The 17344-nt window shown below is 74.3% G+C and carries 15 protein-coding genes, 3 tRNA genes and 1 pseudogene; 7 read left to right on the forward strand and 12 right to left on the reverse strand.

Going from position 1 to position 17344, the window contains the following annotated elements; genetic code table 11:
* Positions 1–52 precede the first annotated feature (52 nt).
* The 4 genes from G446_RS0101960 to G446_RS0101975 all read right to left on the reverse strand — a co-directional run bounded on the left by G446_RS0101960 (position 53) and on the right by G446_RS0101975 (position 4290).
* A complete protein-coding gene (locus tag G446_RS0101960) occupies positions 53–1132 on the reverse strand; it encodes a sensor histidine kinase (protein ID WP_026408863.1) in 1080 nt (359 codons plus the stop codon).
* Positions 1133–1332: 200 nt separating this feature from the next.
* A complete protein-coding gene (locus tag G446_RS0101965) occupies positions 1333–2001 on the reverse strand; it encodes a response regulator transcription factor (RefSeq protein WP_026408864.1) in 669 nt (222 codons plus the stop codon).
* Positions 2002–2079: 78 nt separating this feature from the next.
* Positions 2080–3132 carry an adenylate/guanylate cyclase domain-containing protein gene (locus G446_RS15425; RefSeq protein WP_034468696.1) on the reverse strand — a complete coding sequence of 351 codons (1053 nt, stop codon included), beginning with the start codon at positions 3130–3132 and terminating at the stop codon, positions 2080–2082.
* Positions 3133–3249: 117 nt separating this feature from the next.
* Positions 3250–4290, reverse strand: a complete 1041-nt coding sequence (locus tag G446_RS0101975; protein ID WP_084778860.1) for a biotin--[acetyl-CoA-carboxylase] ligase — start codon at positions 4288–4290, stop codon at positions 3250–3252.
* Positions 4291–5119: 829 nt separating this feature from the next.
* On the opposite strand from G446_RS0101975, the pseudogene G446_RS15430 reads away from it, so the two are divergent.
* Positions 5120–6506, forward strand: a pseudogene (locus tag G446_RS15430) (IS1380 family transposase).
* Positions 6507–6959: 453 nt separating this feature from the next.
* Positions 6960–7769, forward strand: coding sequence for a Maf family protein (locus tag G446_RS15435; RefSeq protein ID WP_034468700.1), 810 nt, complete (start codon positions 6960–6962; stop codon positions 7767–7769).
* A 53-nt stretch (positions 7770–7822) separates the two neighbouring features.
* Here the strand turns inward: G446_RS15435 and G446_RS18570 are convergent, their stop codons facing one another.
* The 5 genes from G446_RS18570 to G446_RS0102010 all read right to left on the reverse strand — a co-directional run bounded on the left by G446_RS18570 (position 7823) and on the right by G446_RS0102010 (position 9362).
* Positions 7823–8638 (reverse strand): MaoC/PaaZ C-terminal domain-containing protein, encoded by an 816-nt coding sequence (locus G446_RS18570; RefSeq protein WP_051285563.1) that lies wholly within the window; start codon positions 8636–8638, stop codon positions 7823–7825.
* Between the two features lie 100 nt (positions 8639–8738).
* The gene (gene rpmG, locus G446_RS0101995) at positions 8739–8909 is read right to left on the reverse strand and encodes a 50S ribosomal protein L33 (protein ID WP_026408866.1); all 171 of its coding nucleotides are present in this window, start codon (positions 8907–8909) and stop codon (positions 8739–8741) included.
* Between the two features lie 55 nt (positions 8910–8964).
* Positions 8965–9038: transfer RNA gene (locus G446_RS0102000), tRNA-Met, on the reverse strand.
* A gap of 41 nt (positions 9039–9079) precedes the next feature.
* Positions 9080–9152: transfer RNA gene (locus tag G446_RS0102005), tRNA-Thr, on the reverse strand.
* Between the two features lie 127 nt (positions 9153–9279).
* Positions 9280–9362 (reverse strand) — tRNA-Tyr (locus tag G446_RS0102010).
* Between the two features lie 141 nt (positions 9363–9503).
* Here G446_RS0102010 and G446_RS19710 point away from each other — a divergent pair.
* Together G446_RS19710 and G446_RS0102020 are read left to right on the forward strand one after the other, a co-directional pair.
* Positions 9504–9641 (forward strand): hypothetical protein, encoded by a 138-nt coding sequence (locus G446_RS19710; protein WP_156916476.1) that lies wholly within the window; start codon positions 9504–9506, stop codon positions 9639–9641.
* A gap of 103 nt (positions 9642–9744) precedes the next feature.
* The gene (locus G446_RS0102020) at positions 9745–10845 is read left to right on the forward strand and encodes an ABC transporter substrate-binding protein (protein WP_084778851.1); all 1101 of its coding nucleotides are present in this window, start codon (positions 9745–9747) and stop codon (positions 10843–10845) included.
* A gap of 120 nt (positions 10846–10965) precedes the next feature.
* Here the strand turns inward: G446_RS0102020 and G446_RS0102025 are convergent, their stop codons facing one another.
* Positions 10966–11610: a response regulator gene (locus tag G446_RS0102025; protein ID WP_026408868.1), complete on the reverse strand. Its 645-nt coding sequence runs from the start codon at positions 11608–11610 to the stop codon at positions 10966–10968.
* Positions 11598–12863 carry a sensor histidine kinase gene (locus G446_RS0102030; RefSeq protein ID WP_026408869.1) on the reverse strand — a complete coding sequence of 422 codons (1266 nt, stop codon included), beginning with the start codon at positions 12861–12863 and terminating at the stop codon, positions 11598–11600. The genes G446_RS0102025 and G446_RS0102030 overlap by 13 nt, the downstream gene beginning before the upstream one ends.
* Before the next feature lie 231 nt (positions 12864–13094).
* Between G446_RS0102030 and G446_RS0102035 the strand changes: the two genes are divergently transcribed.
* The 3 genes from G446_RS0102035 to G446_RS0102045 are packed head-to-tail and all read left to right on the forward strand — an operon-like array spanning position 13095 to position 16340.
* Positions 13095–13820: a hypothetical protein gene (locus tag G446_RS0102035; RefSeq protein WP_026408870.1), complete on the forward strand. Its 726-nt coding sequence runs from the start codon at positions 13095–13097 to the stop codon at positions 13818–13820.
* A 22-nt stretch (positions 13821–13842) separates the two neighbouring features.
* On the forward strand, positions 13843–15204 hold the full coding sequence (locus tag G446_RS0102040; protein ID WP_026408871.1) for an ATP-binding protein: 1362 nt from the start codon (positions 13843–13845) through the stop codon (positions 15202–15204).
* Positions 15201–16340, forward strand: coding sequence for a tetratricopeptide repeat protein (locus G446_RS0102045; RefSeq protein ID WP_026408872.1), 1140 nt, complete (start codon positions 15201–15203; stop codon positions 16338–16340). The genes G446_RS0102040 and G446_RS0102045 overlap by 4 nt, the downstream gene beginning before the upstream one ends.
* 44 nt (positions 16341–16384) lie before the next feature.
* Here the strand turns inward: G446_RS0102045 and htpX are convergent, their stop codons facing one another.
* On the reverse strand, positions 16385–17254 hold the full coding sequence (gene htpX / locus G446_RS0102050) for a zinc metalloprotease HtpX (RefSeq protein WP_026408873.1): 870 nt from the start codon (positions 17252–17254) through the stop codon (positions 16385–16387).
* Between the last annotated feature and the right edge of the window lie 90 nt (positions 17255–17344).

A 17344-nucleotide genomic window follows, 5' to 3' on the forward strand; every position in this document is an offset into this window, starting at 1 on the left:
GAGGCGAGAGCGGAGCGGTCCCGGCGGGCGCCGCAGACGGGCCCGCGCGGCCTCAGAAGCGCCGGCGCCGGCCCACGCTCACCAGCGCCCCCTGGGGCAGCACCTTGTTGGGGTCCAGGCTCTTGGGCACCGAGTTGAGCAGGATCGAGAACACGGGCGGGCGCCGTCGGCTCAGTTCGATGCGGCCGCCGTCGGCCTCCACCAGGTCCTTGGCCAGGGCCAGGCCCACCCCCGTCGAGCCGTGCCCGGACACCGAGCGCTCGAAGATGGTGGGGGCCAGGTCGTCGTCGACGCCCTCGCCCTCGTCGGCGATGTCGATGAACACGCCGTGCCCGCCGTTGGCGCTGCGCACGCTGACCGTCGTCGTGCCCGCGCCGTAGCGCAGCGAGTTCTCGATGACGGTGGCCAGCTCCTGGGCCAGCGAACCGGGCGTGGCCAGCACCGGCCGGTCCACGTCGTCGCGCAGCACGAGGGCGCGCCCGGCCGCCTCGAAGGCCGGCCCCCACTCGTCGCGCTGCTGGGCGAAGACCTCTCCCAGGTGCAGGGCCTCGGTGGTGCCCCCGCCGGTGCGGCGCGAGACCTTGAGCAGGTCCTCCACGACGCCGGTCAGGCGCTCCACCTGCTCGATGCAGGCGCGCGCCTCGTTGCGCATCCCCTCGTCGTCGGCCAGCAGCTCGATCTCCTCCAGGCGCAGGCTCAGGCTGGTCAGGGGCGTGCGCAGCTGGTGGGAGGCGTCCGAGGCGAACTGGCGCTCGGCGGCCAGGCGCCCGGCCACGCGCTCGGCGGAGCGGACGAGCTCGGCCTGGACCAGGTCGATCTCCTCGATGCCGGAGCGGCGCAGGCGGGGGCGGACCTGGCCGCTGCCCAGCTGCTCGGCCTCGGCCGCGAGGTAGATCAGCGGGGCGGAGATGCGCCGCGAGGCCGCCGCGGCCACGGCGTAGGCCGCCGCCAGCGCCACGAGCGTGAGGACGATGACGGTCAGGACGACGGTGAGGACCACCTGCGCGCGGTCCTCGGGGGCGAGGGTGGTGCGGAAGGCCAGGACCATCCAGGCCCCGCCCAGGGGGATGCCCAGCAGCACGACGGCCACCGCGACCGCACCCATTGTCATCTGCAAGGCTCGGCGTCGCATCCTCGTCCTCCCTGTCCGGGGCCGGTTGGCGGGCGGGGCCGCGTCCGCCCCCGCCTCCCCCGAATCGTCTCACCCCCGGCGAGCCTCCCCGGACCTCACGCGCGCCGGCCGGCCGCCGCGCCGCCGCTCGCAGCGTCGAGGGACCGCGCGCCCCGGCCCCGCGTCGAGCGGGCGGCCGGGGCGCGGCGGGGACGACGGCGTCACACGGCGATGCGGTGACCGTCGTCGACGGCGAGCAGGAGGCTCGGGGCGTCGACGTCGTCGCCGAGCTTGCGGCGCAGCCAGGTCACGTGCATCTGCAGGGTCTGCTGGGTGCCGGTGGGGTCCTCGCCCCAGACCTCCTTGAGAATGTCCTCGTTGCGCACCACGGCCCCGGCGCCGCGCACCAGGACGCGCAGCAGCTCGAACTCGCGGGTGGTCAGCTGCAGCTCCCGCGAGCCGACGAAGGCGCGGTGGGCGGCGACGTCGACGCGGACCTGCCCCGCGGTCAGCTCGTCCTCGGTGGCCTCGCCGGAGGCGCGGCGCACCTGGGCTCGCACGCGGGCGAGCAGCTCGGCCAGGCGGAAGGGCTTGGTGACGTAATCGTCGGCCCCGGCGTCGAGCCCGACGACGAGGTCCGTGGCCTCGGAGCGGGCGGTGAGCATGAGGATCGGGGTGGTCAGGCCCCGGGAGCGCACCTGACGGGCGACGTCGAGGCCGTCCATGTCGGGCAGGCCGAGGTCCAGCACGATGATGTCGGCGCCGGCGACCTCCTCCAGGGCCCCCTTGCCGGTCCCGTGGACGCGGACCGCGTAGCCTTCGCGGCCGAAAGCGCGGGCGAGGGGCTCGGAAATGGCGGGGTCGTCCTCGACGAGAAGCACAGTGGTCATACGGGGGATCGTAGGCGACGGCGGGGAGATCCGCCATCAGCCCGCAGGAGGATATGTGACTCCGGTCTCCCGGATCCGTCAGGCCCGCTCGAGGGACCAGGGGACGATATTGCCCAGCCCCTTGGCGACGACCTCGTGGCAGGCGCGCACCCGGTAGCGCTCGGCGTCGGGCCCGCGCATGAGCGCCTGGGCGGTGGCCTCGTCCATGCGGATGCCGCCCGGCTCGGCCGTGCCCACCAGCCGGGAGGCGAGATTGACCGGCGGTCCGAACACGTCGCCGGAGCGCGAGACGACCCGCCCCTGGACGAGGCTGGCGCGCACGAGCAGCATGTCGGGGCCCGCCTGGAGCTCGGCGACCATGGCGGTGACGACGTCGGCCGCCGTGCTCAGGTCGTCGGCGATGTACATGACGGCGTCGCCGATGGTCTTGACCACGCGGGCGCCCCGTGAGGTGACGACGTTACGGGCCGTGGTCTCGAAGTCGTCGAGCATGGTCGACAGCTCCATGCGCCCCATGGTCTGGGCGCGCTGGGTGAAGGAGACGATGTCGACGAAGCCCAGGCAGCGGCTGAGCGGGAACAGGTCGGGGCCGGCCTCCTCGCGGCCCCGCTTGGCGACCTCCGACTCGGTGCGCCCCAGGAGGGCGGCCAGGTGGCGGCGCCACACGTAGGACAGCTGGCGCTCCAGGGAGGAGACCATCTCGTCGATGTGGTCGAGGGCCACGAGGCGGGCCGAGGTGTCGTCGAGGTTGAAGCGGTCGGAGATGTCGGCGACGAGCGTCTCGAACTGCCACAGCACGAGGCGGTCCATCGTGTAGGACTGGGCCCGCAGCAGCTCCAGGACGCTGCTGGCGGCCAGTCCGCCGCCGGGGGCCGACGGCGAGGGCGCGCCGTCGTCGTGCTCGTCGATGAGGTCGGCGACGCCGCACAGGGCCTCGACGTCGCGCTCGGTGAAGCGCACCGCGTCGGGGTCGACGTCGGCGAAGCCCATGGCCTGCCAGAAGCGCTGCGCCAGGTCCAGGCCGGTGCCCGCGCGCCGGGCGAGCCGGCGCAGGTCGAACGCGGGTTCGCCGCCGAGGAGCAGCCGCTCGTGGGCGGTCAGGGTCGCCCAGGGATCGGACCGCCGGGACACCGCATCATCTGACGCGGCCTTCCGCTGCGACTCCTGGAGGATCCCCGCCCCCGTGCTCTCGACTGACTCGGACTGCTTGCTCACCGCGTCAGAGTAGCGCAGGTCACACGCTGGTGTTCAATCGACGGCGCCGTCTGTTCGCACATGGCTCACGTCGCCGGCGTCCACGGTGCGCATCGTCCCGTCCGCGCCGCGCAGCACGAGGCCCGGCGCGATATCGACGGCGGTGCCGCGCAGCACGCCGCCGGGGGCGTCGACCCGGACCCGCCGGCCCAGGGTCGTGCAGGCCCGGCGCAGCGCGGCGCCGAGCGCGCCGTCCCCGGCATCGGGGTCCCCCTCCCCGGCCTCCCAGGCGGTCACGAGCTCGTCCAGGCGCGCGGACAGCAGTTCCAGGAGCGCCCGCGGCTCCACGCGCGCCCCGGCCAGGCGCAGCGAGGTCGCCCAGGGCACGGGCAGCTCCGACTCCGACTGCCCCGTGTTGACGCCTATGCCCAGTACGACGGCGCAGGCGGCGCCCCTGTCCGCACCGGCCGCCACGGCGCCCGAGGCATCCGCTGTGCCAGTCGTGCCCGCCGAGGTCCTCGCACCGATCCCCCCGGCGGTCGGAATGAGCTCGGCCAGAACTCCGGCGACCTTGCGGGCGCGCCCCCACCCGGGGATCTCGGCGGGAACCGGGACGGCTGCGGCTCCCGCCCCGCCCCCGGTTCCCGCCCCGGTTGAGGCCCCGGCTGCGATCCCCTCCCCGGCCCGCTCGTTCGGCACGAGGACGACGTCGTTGGGCCACTTGGTCCGGGCCCGCCACGGCGCCCGCGCCGAGATGAGGATCGCGTCCACGACGTCGCGGGCGGCCAGACCGGCCAGGAGCGGGAGCCAGGCCAGGGCCGCGGCGGGCACGAGGGGGCGCAGAACGAAGGAGACCGTCAGGGCGGAGCCCGGGGGCGTGATCCAGCGGCGCCCGGCGCGCCCGCGCCCGGCGTCCTGGCGGCGGGCCCACAGGGCGGAGATGTGGGGCCAGGCCGCGGCGGCGCGCAGATCGAGGCGGCCGTCAACACCGGTCAGGGCCGAGCGCAGGTCGTCATTGGTCGACCCCGTCCGATCCACGACGACCAGGCGCGCGAGCCCGGGCACCCCCGTCAGCTCCTCGCGCGTCCCGCTCATGCCTTCGCCGTCATCCTTCTCGCGCATTTCGCCCATGAACTCAGCCTAGCGGGCTGTCGCCGCTGATTGTACGGGTTCATTGAGCCTTTCTCACCGGGAGCGGCGTCCCAGAGGCCGGGGTCGGTGCGGTGGGGGCGGTTTTTCGCAGGGTTCGTGCGGGGCTCGGGCTCCCGGCGGGGGCCGGGGCGGAGGGCCGCTGCCGGGCGGGCCGGGATCTCCCCGGGCCGGTTGCGGGGGTGCCGCGCCGACGCTGCGGCCAGCCGGCCCGAACCGGTCTTCCCGGCCCGTGCGGCGCTGTTGCACATTGGAGAGGGTCGCCCCCGAGGGTCGACTCCGAGTCTTCCGCATGATTCCGAGGTTTTCCTAGAATGTTGGTTTTCAGTGGACAGGCTCCCATGTGCAGAGAGGGCCCCTCTGCACATGGGAGGATCTCAACGGCGTTGAGCGCCGGGGAGTTTCCGCGTGATTCCGCCGATCCGTCGCCGACCGGTCCCGGTCGAATGCGCAGCACCGCCCCCGCCCGCCCGATGCCGCGCATCCGAACCCGGCGGCCCCGCCCCGACACCGCGGACCCGCACCCGCCGCGCACCCGCCCTCCTGCACCATCGCACCGCTCTCGGCCGATCCCGGGATCCCTCCGGCGAGAAAGACTCGGTGATCCGGGGAGGGCGCGTCGGAGCATCCGGTGGGCAGCAGCCGGATTCACGAGCACGTCACTTAACCTCGGTTTTTCATCGTGGGGTGCCGGGGGGTGGGGGTGAGGGTGCTCCTTCTCCTGGGATAATGCGGGTTGTCGATGTCCGTGCATGTCCAGGGGAGGGGCACCCTCGTGGTGAATGGTACCGGGTTGTACCCGCAGGCGGGCGCGGAGGCGGGGGAGGTTCCGGCGGTGGGGCCGGCGGGGGCGAGGCTGCTGACCGGGACGGTGCGGGCCGTGGGCCTGGACACCGCGCTGTCGGGGGCCCTGGAGTCCTGGCGCAGGCCCCTGGCGGTGCACGACCCGGGCAAGATCGTGGCGGATCTGGCGCTGTGCGCGGCCCTGGGCGGCGATCACCTGTCGGACCTGGCCGTGCTGCGCAGCCAGGGGGAGCTCTTCGGCCCGGTCGCCTCCGACCCCACGGTCTGCCGGTTGATGAAGACCCTGGCCGGGGACGTGGAGGCGGTCGAGGCCGCCGTCGAGGCGGCCCGGGGGGAGGTGCGGCGCAGGGTGTGGTCCCTGGCCGGGGAGCACTCGCCGGCGGCCGGGATCAGCGCCGCGTCCCCGCTGGTGATCGACGTGGACGCCACCCTGGTGGAGGTCCACTCGGCCAAGGAGGGGGCGGCGCCGACCTTCAAGGGCGGGTTCGGCTACCACCCCCTGACCGCCTGGTTCGACCACGGGGCCGACGGGGCCGGGGAGTGCGCGGCGATCATGCTGCGGCCGGGAAACGCGGGGGCGAACACCGCCGCCGACCACATCGAGGTGATCTCGCGGGCCCTGGCCCAGGCCGGACTGGGATCCAGACCCGGCAGAAAGGTCCTGGTGCGCACCGGGCGGGGCCGGGGGCACGAAGGAGACCGTGGGGTTCCTCGCCCGCCGCAGGGTGTCCTACTCGGTGGGGTTCAAGCTCCCCGACCGCACGCCGCAGATCTACGCGAAGATCCCCGCCGAGGCGTGGGCGCCCGCGTACAACGCCGACGGCGACCCCAGGGAGGGCGCCGACGTCGCCGAGATCACCGACCTGCTGGACCTGACCGGATGGCCGAGCGGCATGCGGGTCATCATGCGCCGCGAAAAACCCCACCCCGGCGCGCGGCTGCGCTTCGACGACGTGGGCGGATACCGGCTCACCGCCCTGGCCACCAACACGCGCACCGGGCAGCTCCCAGGCCTCGAAGTCCGCCACCGGCTGCGGGCCAGGTGCGAGGACCGCATCCGCTGCGCCAAGGACACCGGCCTCGACCGCCTCCCCCTGCAGGGCTTCGCGCCCAACCGCATCTGGTGCCAGGTCGCGGCCCTGGCCCACGACATCCTCGCCTGGTCCCAGATGCTCGCCCTGACCGGCCACCGCGCCCGCAAGTGGGAGCCCAGGACGATCCGCGCCCGGCTGATGCACATCCCCGCCACCATCGCCCGCCACGCCCGCCGCGTCGTCCTGCGCTACAGGGCCGACCACCCCTGGACCCATCTCCTCCTCCAGGGCATCGGCCGCCTCCAGACCCTGCCCGCACCCTGACGAGCGGCCCCGCCCCTGAGGACGCCCCCTGACCCCGGGACACCCCGACACCGACCACCGCGCCCCACCACGCGCGGCGAACCACCGCACCCCCATGCCACAATCAACCCCGCAGCACCGGCAACGACGCCGCCCAACCCCACCCAACCAGACGATGAAAGATCGAGGCTAACCGCCGAGCACGTCACTTGACCCGCGAGCACGTACCTCTAGCAGACGTGCTCGCGGGTTAAGTGACGTGCTCGCGGATCACCCGGCGATCTCGCGGGTCGGGCGGCGCCCCGACGCCGAGGTCCCCGCGGGAATTGCCACCACGCTAAGAGACGCACCCCGGCAGAGGGGTCGGAATCGGTGCGATGGCGCGGGCGGACGGGTGCGGGGGCGATGCGCGCGAGGCCGGGCGGATGCGCACCGCCCGGCGCGCTGGCGCGCGAGGCCGATTAGGGTGACGGCGTGCTCATCCTCGCCTCCCAGTCCTCTGGTCGTCTGGCCACCCTGCGCGCCGCCGGCGTCGAGCCGGTCGTGCGCGTCTCTGACGTCGACGAGTCCGCCGTCCTGGCCGCGCTCGCCCGCGAGCGCCGCGCCGCCGGGGCCCCGGGCCCCTCCGGCGCGCAGCAGGTCCAGGCCCTGGCCCGGGCCAAGGCCCTGGCGGTAGCCAGCACTTTCAAAGCGGACCCGCCGGGTCCTGGTCCCGTTGAAGCGGGCGCCCCGAAGGCCGGGCCCGCCGGAGCGGGCGCCCCGGGAACCGACCCGCTCGAAGCCGGTTCCCGGGGAGTCGGCCGCCCGGGACCTGGCGGGCGGGACGCGGGCGCCATGGGCGCCGGAGTCTTCGTCGTCGGCTGCGACTCGATGCTGGAGATCGACGGACGGATCGTCGGCAAGCCCGGCGACCCGGAGACGGCCGTGGAGCGGTGGCGCTCCATGCGGGGCGCCACCGGAACCCTGCACACGGGTCACACGCTGGTGCGCCTGCCCGACGGCGCCACCGCCGAGGGCGTGTCCTCGACGGTCGTTCACTTCGCCCGCCCCTCGGACGCGGAGATCGAGGCCTACGTCGCCACTGGGGAGCCGCTGTGGTGCGCGGGGGCCTTCACCATCGACGGCCTGGGCGGCGCCTTCATCGAGGGCGTCGAAGGGGACCCGCACGGCGTCGTCGGGCTCTCGCTGCCGCTGCTGCGGCGCCTGGTGATCGAGCTGGGCGGGTCCTGGACGGATCTGTGGGCGCAGGGGCGGGGCCGGACGGAGACGGAGTCGGATCGCTGAGATCGGCCGCCCCGCGGCGCGCGGCGGTGCGGTGCGGCCGACCCGGCGCGGGTTCAGGCCCCGTCGGCATCCCCGGCGCCGCCGTCCGCGGGCGGCGCGACCCGGCGCAGCGCAGTCCCCCGCCGATCGGCCAGGTCCCCCCGCCCCGTCACCACCACCATCGCCGGCCCGCCCGCGAGCGGCACCGCCACGGGGGCGGTGAAGCGCAGATCGACTCCGCGGGCCCGCAGGGGCACGACGGCGAGGCTGAGGGCCGCCAGCAGCAGCCCGTGGGCGACGGCCTCGTCCCCGCCGACCGCCAGGCCCGCCGCCCGGGCCGCGCCCGGGCGCAGGTGGATGTCGTTGGGGTCTGCGCCGGCGCGCGCCCACGCGGACAGGTCGGCGGCGTCGATCCTCAGACGCGCCAGGGCGTCGGCGGTCGCACTCGCGTCGGGAACCCGGAGCCCGTCCTTCCCGGCCCGGCCCTCGCCGCCCCCAACCTGGACCCCGCCGCACGACCGGCCCGCCGACGGCTCCAACCGAGCCCCATCGCCCCCGGCCCGGGCCCGGGGGTCGCCGCCGGCGCGCTCGAGGCAGCGGGCCAGCCAGTGCGTCACCTCCCACCGGCCCACATGGACGACGACGGCGGTCAGCTCCCAGCCGGCCCGCACCGCGCACCGGGGGGCGGGCGGCACCGCGCCGTCCGGCCGCCGTCGGATCCGGCAGCGGCGGTGGACCAGGCCGTTCCGGTCGCCAGCCGGAACGGAGGAGCGCGCACGGACCAGGCCGAGCGCGGCGGGCAGGACCGCCTCCACGCCGGAGCGCGCGCACCGCTGCGGATCCGCGCACCGGGCGTCGCGGGCCAGGATCCGGGCGACGACCCGAGTCATGCCCGCACGATCCGGAACGCGACGAAGCCCCGCCGATGCGAGTTCGACGGGGCCGGGCGCGCTCATGGACCGCAGGCCCGTGGGCCGCGGCGGAAGGGGATCAGCGGGTCTCGCGGTGCTCGGTGTGCTTGCCGCAGCGGGAGCAGTACTTCCTGAGCGTGAGCCGATCGGGGGTGTTCCGACGGTTCTTCTTGGTGATGTAGTTGCGCTCCTTGCACTCCGAGCAAGCCAGAGTGATCTTGGGGCGAACGTCGCTGGACTTGCTAGCCACGGTTCTCTCCTCTGATTGACCCTCGAGCCGGTGGGCGCCTTGCTCGAACCTTGCGTAGCGGGGGAGGGACTCGAACCCTCGACCTCACGATTATGAGTCGTGCGCTCTAACCAGCTGAGCTACCTCGCCGTATCAACACAGACGGGGGCCGTAGGCCCCCGCTGCATCGGAGCCCCGAAAGGGAATCGAACCCTTGACCTTCTCCTTACCATGGAGACGCTCTGCCGACTGAGCTATCGGGGCGACGAGCGGAACTCTAGGCGGACGGGAATCGCTACTGCAACTCCGGCCCCCGTGTCCTCGCTCACCACGGGGTGTTCCCCGGGGGGAACGGTTCTGACCACCCGGCCCGAGGACCCGATGACCATAGTGGCGGGTGAGGGATTCGAACCCCCGTAGCATTACAGCGGCTGATTTACAGTCAGCTCCCATTGGCCGCTCGGGCAACCCGCCTCGCTTCGCGCTCCGGCTCGCAGCCGTCGCTGGACGCCGTGGAAGAATAGCAAGTCGACGCCCCGGGACGCCAACCCGGGCGGTAGGACCCTGCTCACAGGGCGCCGCCCGAGGGGTTCGGCTCGCGGGGCGGCCGCCCCGGTGCTCGCCGGGCAGGTCGACGAGGTGCTCACCGAGGGCAGCCCCCGGGCCGCCTACGGGACCCGGGTCCGCGTGGTCTCCGCGGTCGACGACGGCGCGCCCACACGCACCTGCGCACCCTCCCTCAGGGTACTGTGATATCACGCATATAACAGCGGGGTCCGGCCGAATACTCCCCCGATCCCACGGTGAAGGGGCCGGCGATCGTCGCGGCTCCGCCCGTCACCTGGAGAACCGCCCCATGAACACCCGCTTGTCCCGCCGCGACCTGCTCGCACTGACCGGTCTGGGCGCCGGCGCCGCCGCCCTGGCCTCCCTGGCCGCCTGCGGCTCGTCCTCCAAGGGTCCGTCGTCGGCCTCCGGATCCGCCGGCGCATCCGGCGCCGCCCCGGGCACCCAGACGGTGACCGACATGAACGGCACCGCCGTGGAGGTGCCCGTCAACCCGACGACCTACGCCGACGGCTGGTACGCCCACAACGAGGTCACCATCATGCTCACCGGGGCCAGGGGCCTGGTCGCCACACACTGCGACCCCAAGAGGTTCCCCTGGATGTACAGGGTCTGCCCGGCCATGAGCAGCGCGACCTCCACCTTCGGCGACGGCTTCAACTTCGAGGATCTCGTGGCCCTGGGCCCGCAGGTCATCTTCGACTCCGAGGAGACGCTGCGCGACAAGGCCGCCGAGGTCGGCATCCCGCTGGTCAACTGCAATTTCCAGACCTACGACGAGATGAAGAAGTCCATCACCCTGTCGGCCCAGGTCTTCGGCGGCAACGCCCCGGCCACCGCCGAGAAGTACAACGCCGATCTCGACGAGGTCCTCAGCGCGGTCAAGGCCCAGACCGACTCCCTGACCGACGACGCCCGTCCCGCCGTCATGCACGGCGCCAGCGTCTACACCCTCACCCTCGACGGCACGGAGACGATCATCGACGACTGGATCAAGGCGGCCGGCGGCCGCAACGCCGTCGACCAGTCCACCAAGGGCAACGCCCAGGCGCAGTTCACCCTGGAGCAGATCATCGCCTGGAACCCGGAGGTCATCATCACCGGCGAGGCGGGCGAGCCCGAGCAGATCCTCGCCGACTCCGCCTGGGCCTCCATCAAGGCCGTCCAGGACAAGAAGGTCTACGTCAACCCCAGGGGCGTCTTCGGCTGGGACGGCTACGGCGCGGAGGAGATCCTCCAGGTGCCGTGGGCCGCCCACCTGCTCCACCCGGACCTGTTCCCCGACTTCGACATCTCGGAGCGGACGAAGGACTTCTACGCCGAGTACCTCGGATACCAGCTCACCGACGACGACGTCGAGCTCATCCTGGCGGGCGAGGACCCCCAGTAGCCGGGCGGCGGGCCGCGCGGCCCTCCGCTTCGTCGACGCGCATCGATTCGTGTGCCGTTTCCGCCGGTCTCGCGTGTCTTCTCCGCCGGTTCCGGCGAGGGAGGAGGCGGGAACGGGCGGTCAGGAGGACAGGAGCGTCAGGACCGCCTTGACGCGGCGGTGGACGGCGGCGTCGGGCAGGAGCCCGAGCTTGGCGAAGATGCGCTGGGTGTGCTTCTCCACGGCGCCCTCGGTGACCACCAGCCGGGCCGCGATCGCGGCGTTCGTGCGCCCCTCCGCCATGAGGCCGAGGACCTCCCGCTCGCGGGGCGTGAGGGTCTCGATGGGGTCGTTGCGCCGCCCGCGCCGCATGACCTGGGCCACGACGTCGGGATCCAGGACCAGTTCGCCGCGCGCCACGCGCTCCACGGCGGACAGGAAGGAGTCGATGTCGGTGACGCGGTCCTTGAGGAGGTATCCGATCCCGCCCCCGCCGTCGGCCAGCAGCTCGGGCAGGTAGCCGGCGACGACGTACTGGCTGAGCAGGAGGATGGGGGCGTTGGCCCACTGCCGCCGGATGCGGGTGGCGGCGCGCAGGCCCTCGTCGGTGTGCGAGGGCGGCATGCGGATGTCGGCGATGATGACGTCGGGGCGCAGGGCCAGCGCCCGCGCGACCAGGGCCGCCCCGTCGCCGACCTCGGCGAGGACCTCGTGGCCGCCCTCGGCGAGGATGAGCGCCAGCCCCTGGCGCAGCAGGACCGAGTCGTCGGCGATCAGGACCCGCACGGGATCACCGCCTCCACCCGGGTGGGGCCGCCGGCCGGCGAGGCCACCGACAGCCGTCCGTCCACGCCGTCGAGCCTGTGAACCAGCCCCGCCAGGCCGTGCCCCTTGTCCACCGAGGCGCCGCCGACGCCGTCGTCGACCACCCACAGGCGCAGCGCCCCGTCCTCGACGACGGCGCCGAGCTCGGCGGCGCGCGCCCCGGAGTGCTTGTTGAGGTTCGCCAGGGCCTCGCTGGCCACGAAGTAGGCGGTCTGTTCGACGTGCTCGCTCAGGCGCGGCACGTCCGCGTCGACGGCGACGGGCACGCCCGAGCGCGCCGCGACCTCCGCCAGCGCCGCGGCCAGCCCCCGGTCGACCAGCACCGGCGGGGCGATGCCGCGCGAGAGGCTGCGCAGCTCGTCGAGGGTCTCGCGGGTCTGGGCGATGGCCCCGTCGAGGATCGTCTCCGCGGCCCGCGGGTCCCGGGAGGCCTGCCGCTTGGCCCGGGCCAGGTCCATGCCCAGACGCACGAGGCGCTGCTGGGGCCCGTCGTGGATGTCCCGCTCCAGGCGGGAGCGGGCGTCGGCCTCGGCGCGCCGGACCGCCGCCCGCGAGGCCTCCAGGCGCGCGACCTCGCCACTGCGGCACAGCAGGGCGCGGGTGAAGGCCTGCTGGGCGCGGACCAGCGCCCTGAGGACGAACGGGCAGGTCAGCGCGAACAGGACGCAGACCGCCACGTCGAACAGGGTCATCCACAGCAGGTCGGGCTCCAGGCCCAGCAACTCGGCGAGGTTGGTCGTCTGCTCGTCCCCGAGCGCAGCCTGGACGATCGCCTCGACGAACGGGCTCAAGGGCGCGGCGAGGGGCACGGCGATCCAGACGACGGCGAGCGTCCAGGTCGCGAGGGACACGACGAAGCCGACGACGACCCAGGTCAGGTCCGCCCACCGCTGGGGGTCGTGCAGGGGCGCGAGCAGGGGGCGCACGCCCGGCTCGCCGGCCCCGGGGCGCCGGTAGTGACCGGGGACGTACTCGCTGGAGTCGACGTCGGCCACGGCCCGGCGCCCGATCTCGGCGAAGCGCGACGAGACGGACAGGCCCAGGACCAGCACGGGGACGCCGACGCCGAGGACGGCCGTGCCGGCGCCCAGGGCGATGAGGGGCACGACGACCAGGAAGGCCAGCAGGAGGATCGGCCACAGGCGCAGGAGGAAGGCGGCGTCGCGCACGGCCTGCCGGTAGCGCCCGCGCCGGACGGATGATGCGTTGCTCATGCCTCGATCCTGCTCGTCTGCGCCCGGCGGTCCCATCCCGCCACCCGGCCGGCGGTGGTGGGGCCGGCCCGACACCGCGCCGGTGCCGACGAGGGGGAGGCGGGGCTTGTAGAGCGGCCACATACTCGTTTACCCTCTCACAGTCGGCCGGTTCCCGCCGCCGCCATGCGGCGGAGCCCGCCAGTCCAGTCCCGTTCGTCGCTCCCCTGCCCCCATCACCGAGGTGCTCCCGTGTCCCAGCCAGGCCCTGCGTCCCAGCCGAACTCCGCATTCCAGCCGAACTCCGCGCCCCAGCCGGACCCCGCCGACCGCTCCACCTGGGGGACCGCTCCCCAGCCCGCGCAGGCCCCCGCCCGCAGCCGCTCGAAATGGGCCGCCCTGGTCGGCGTCCTCGTCTTCGCCCTCGCCGCCGCGGCGGCCGTCGGCATTGTGAAGACGCTCCTCCACAAGTCGATCCCGGCGAAGCAGGCCGCCGCGGGCCAGTGCATCCAGGACCCGGAGAAGCACAATAAGCCCGTCGTCACCGACTGCGACTCCGATGACGCCGCCTACAGGGTTAGCGCCCCCACGGGCAGCACCTGCACGCAGGTCCCGGGCACGACGACGACCTACGAGACCATGTGCCTCATCGACACCAAGGAGGACCCGGCCACGGTGCTGAGCAGCGCGAAGGTCGGCGACTGCCTCGACATCGACGCCGCCAGCAAGAAGGCCACCATCTCCGAGTGCACCAGCGGCACCCACCCGATCCTCATGATCCTCAACGACGTCGGCGAATTCGATACGAAGTCGTCGACATTCGTCCAGGACGCCTGTCAGAAGGCCGGTGTCGACGCCGGCGCCTACGACACCATGTACTTGTGGGGCTTCAGCCGCTTCCTGTCGTCGATCGAGGCGAGCACGAACGTCGTGCGGACGTACGACTACGCCTTCTGCCTGGGTCACCCGAATCCCTGAGCGGCACCCGTACCATGAGGTCATGACCGATCCGCTCATCGGCTCCCTCCTGCGGGCCGTCGAGGCCTCGCCGCAGGACGTCCCCCTGCGACTGCACCTGGCGGCCCTGCTCCTGGACGCCGGGCGCGGCGCCGAGGCGGTCCAGCACTGCGCCATCGCCCTCCAGCACGAGCCCGACTCCGAGCGGGCGCGCGAGCTCATGGCGCGGGCCCTCGGCGGCCCGGCCTCGCCCGCCCCGAACCAGGCACCGCCCTCCCCGGGCGCGGCGACCGGCGGCGCGAGCGGTTCCGGCGCCGCCCCGGCCGCCCCGCCAGCCGAACCGGGCGCCGACCCCGCGAACCGCGCTCCCGCCGGCGCCGGCGCCGCCGACGGGTCCGGCGCCGCGGGCGCCGGCTTCGACTGGGACCGCGCGGAGGTCGAGTTCGGCGGCGGGCCCGCACCCGCCTTCGTCACCGGCGACGGCGACCCGGACGCCCCGTACATGGACGGGCCCCCGCCCCGGGACGCGTGGGACGTGGAGGCCGCGGGCATCACGCTGGCGGACGTGGGCGGCATGGAGGAGGTCAAGGAGCGCCTGGAGGTGGCCTTCCTCGCCCCCATGCGCAACCCGGAGCTGCGCCGCCTGTACGGCAAGTCCCTGCGCGGCGGGCTCCTGCTGTACGGGCCGCCGGGCTGCGGCAAGACCTTCGTCGCCCGCGCCGTCGCCGGGCAGATGGGGGCGTCCTTCATCTCCGTGGCCCTGTCCGACGTCCTGGACGCCTACGTGGGGCAGTCGGAGCAGAACGTCCACACGGTCTTCCGGCTCGCCCGCTCCCACGCGCCGGCCGTCCTCTTCCTCGACGAGATCGACGCCATCGGCCACAAGCGCACCCACACGGCCTTCAGCTCCCTGCGCAACGTCGTCAACCAGCTCCTCACCGAGCTCGACGGGATCGGCTCGGACAACGACGGCGTCTACGTCCTGGCCGCCACGAACGCCCCCTGGGACGTCGACCCCGCCCTGCGCCGCCCCGGCCGCCTGGACCGCTCGATCGCCGTCCTGCCCCCGGACGAGCCCGCGCGCGCCGCCATCCTGCACCACCACCTGCGCGCCCGCCCCTGCGAGGGCGTCAACCTCGCGGCGCTGGCCCGCACCACCGAGGGCTTCACCGGCGCGGACCTGGCGCACCTGTGCGACAGCGCCGTCGAGATCGCCATGATGGACTCGGTGCGCACCGGGCGGGTGCGCATGGTGACGATGGCCGATTTCAAGCGCGCCCGCAAGGAGGTGCGCCCCTCGGCCCGGCCCTGGTTCGACGTCGCGCGCAACGTGGTCACCTACGCCGACGCCTCCGGCGAGTACGCCGAGCTGGCGGCCTACATGAAGAGGCACTCCCTGCTGTGACCGGCCCGCCGGACCCGTCCCCCGGGGCCGCCCCGGGCGCCGAGGCGGTCTTCGCCCGGGCGCGCGAACTCATCGTCCTCGGCCGGGGCGAGCGCGCCGCGGCCCTGCTCGCCCCGCTGCTGGGCGACGGCGGGGCCGACCAGCTCACGGTCCACAACCTGCTGGCCCACGCCCATCTCGTGGCGGACGACCCCGGGGCGGCCGCCGAGCACGCCCGCGCCGTGCTCGCCCTGGCCCCCAACGCCCCCGGCGGCCACTTCCTGCTGGGCCTGAGCCGCCGCCAGCTCGACGACGTCGCCGGCTCGCTGGAGCCCCTGCGACAGGCCGCGCGCCTGGACCCCATGAACCCGGACACCCACGGCCAGCTCGCCGTGACCTGCGCGGACCTGGGGCTGCGCGACGAGGCCGCCGCCGAGGCGCGCCGGGCGGTCCGCCTGGCGCCCGACGCCGCCACCGCCCACTTCGCCATGGGCTACGCCCTCCACGACGTCGACCCGGCCGGGGCGGAGGACGCCTACCGCCGGGCCCTGGAACTGGATCCCGGCCACCGGCCCTCCCAGTACAACCTGGCGCTCCTGGCGGCCGAACCGCGCCGGGCGCGGCGCTCCGGGCGCCGGACGGCCGATGCCGAGGCCGAGCGCAGCGCCGCCATGGTGCGGCTGCTCGCCCAGTCGCCGTCGAGCCGGGCGCCCGTGTTCGTCCTGGACCAGCAGATCGTCCAGGCGCTGGGCGCGGGCTGCGCCCCGGTGTACTTCGCCTGGCCCATGATCCGCGCCGCCGCCCGGACCGGCGACGTCGGCCCGGCGGTCCTCACCGTCGCCGCGGGCCTGATCATGGCCCTCCTCCTGGTGCGGGGGAGCGGGCCGGTGAGAGGGGCCGTCGCCGACCGGCGGAGCTTCGCGCGCGGATTCGCGCGGCGCCGGTGGCGGGCGGTCCTCGGCGCCGGGCTGGTCGCCCTCGCCTGGCTGACCATGCTCGCCGCCTCGACCGGCGCCCTGCTCGCGGGCGGGGGCGGGGCGCGGCCGTGGCTGGAGTGGGCCATCGTCCCGGCGCTCGCGGGCGCCGTCGCCATGATCGCCGACCGGCGGTGGGCGCGCCGGCGCTACGCCTGGCTCAAGCGGCACGGCCTGCGCTGAGGCGCCGGGTCCGCGGCGGGGACGGCCCCGCCGCTCAGCGCCCGTCAGTACCCGGCCATCTCCTCCAGACGGGCGATGCGCTCCGCCATGGGCGGGTGGGTGGCGAAGAGGTTCTTCACCCGCCCGAAGGGGTTGGCGATCATCATGGAGGACACCGGCTCCATGCGCGGGTCCCGGCCCATGGGCACGTGGGAGATCCCCGAGTCCAGCTTGCTCAGGGCGCTGGCCAGGGCCAGCGGGTCGTTCGTGAGGACGGCGCCGTCGTGGTCGGCGTCGTACTCGCGGGTCCGCGAGACGGCGAACTGGGTGAGGCTCGCCGCCAGCGGGGCGAGGATGGCCAGCAGGAGCAGGGCGATCACGTTGCCGCCCTCCTCCCGGTCGCGCCGGCCGCCGCCGAACCACAGCGCGATGGTGGATATCGAGGAGATGATGCCGGCGATGCCGGCGGCGACGGAGCCGGTGAGGATGTCGCGGTTGTAGACGTGGGACAGCTCGTGGCCCAGGACCCCGCGCAGCTCGCGCTCGTTGAGCAGTTGGAGGATGCCCTGGGTGCAGCACACAGCGGCGTGGGCCGGGTCGCGGCCGGTGGCGAAGGCGTTGGGGCTCATGGTCGGGGCGACGTACAGGCGCGGCATGGGCTGTCCCGCGGCCGCCGAGAGCTCGCGGACGATGGCGTGCATCTCGGGCTGCTGGGCCTCGGTGACCTCGATGGCGCCCATGGAGCGCACGGCGAGCCGGTCGGAGTTCCAGTAGGAGTAGGCGGTCTGCGCCACGCCGATGAGCGGCATGATGAACAGCCAGACGGCCGATCCGGTGCCCTGGGCCAGGAGCCACCCGACGAGGAGGAGCAGGCTCCACAGGCCGCCCATGAGGGCGGCCGTCTTGAGCCCGTTGTGGTGGTGCGTGCCTGTCATGGGCCCAAGCCTATGAACCCTTGCTGTGCGCGCGCTGTGGGGGCGCGGCCGCCTCAGGGGGCGGGCGCGGCGCGGGGGACGCCGCGGGCG

Origin of the sequence: Actinomyces dentalis DSM 19115 (genome assembly GCF_000429225.1) — a bacterium.
Taxonomy (GTDB): Bacteria; Actinomycetota; Actinomycetes; order Actinomycetales; family Actinomycetaceae; genus Actinomyces; species Actinomyces dentalis.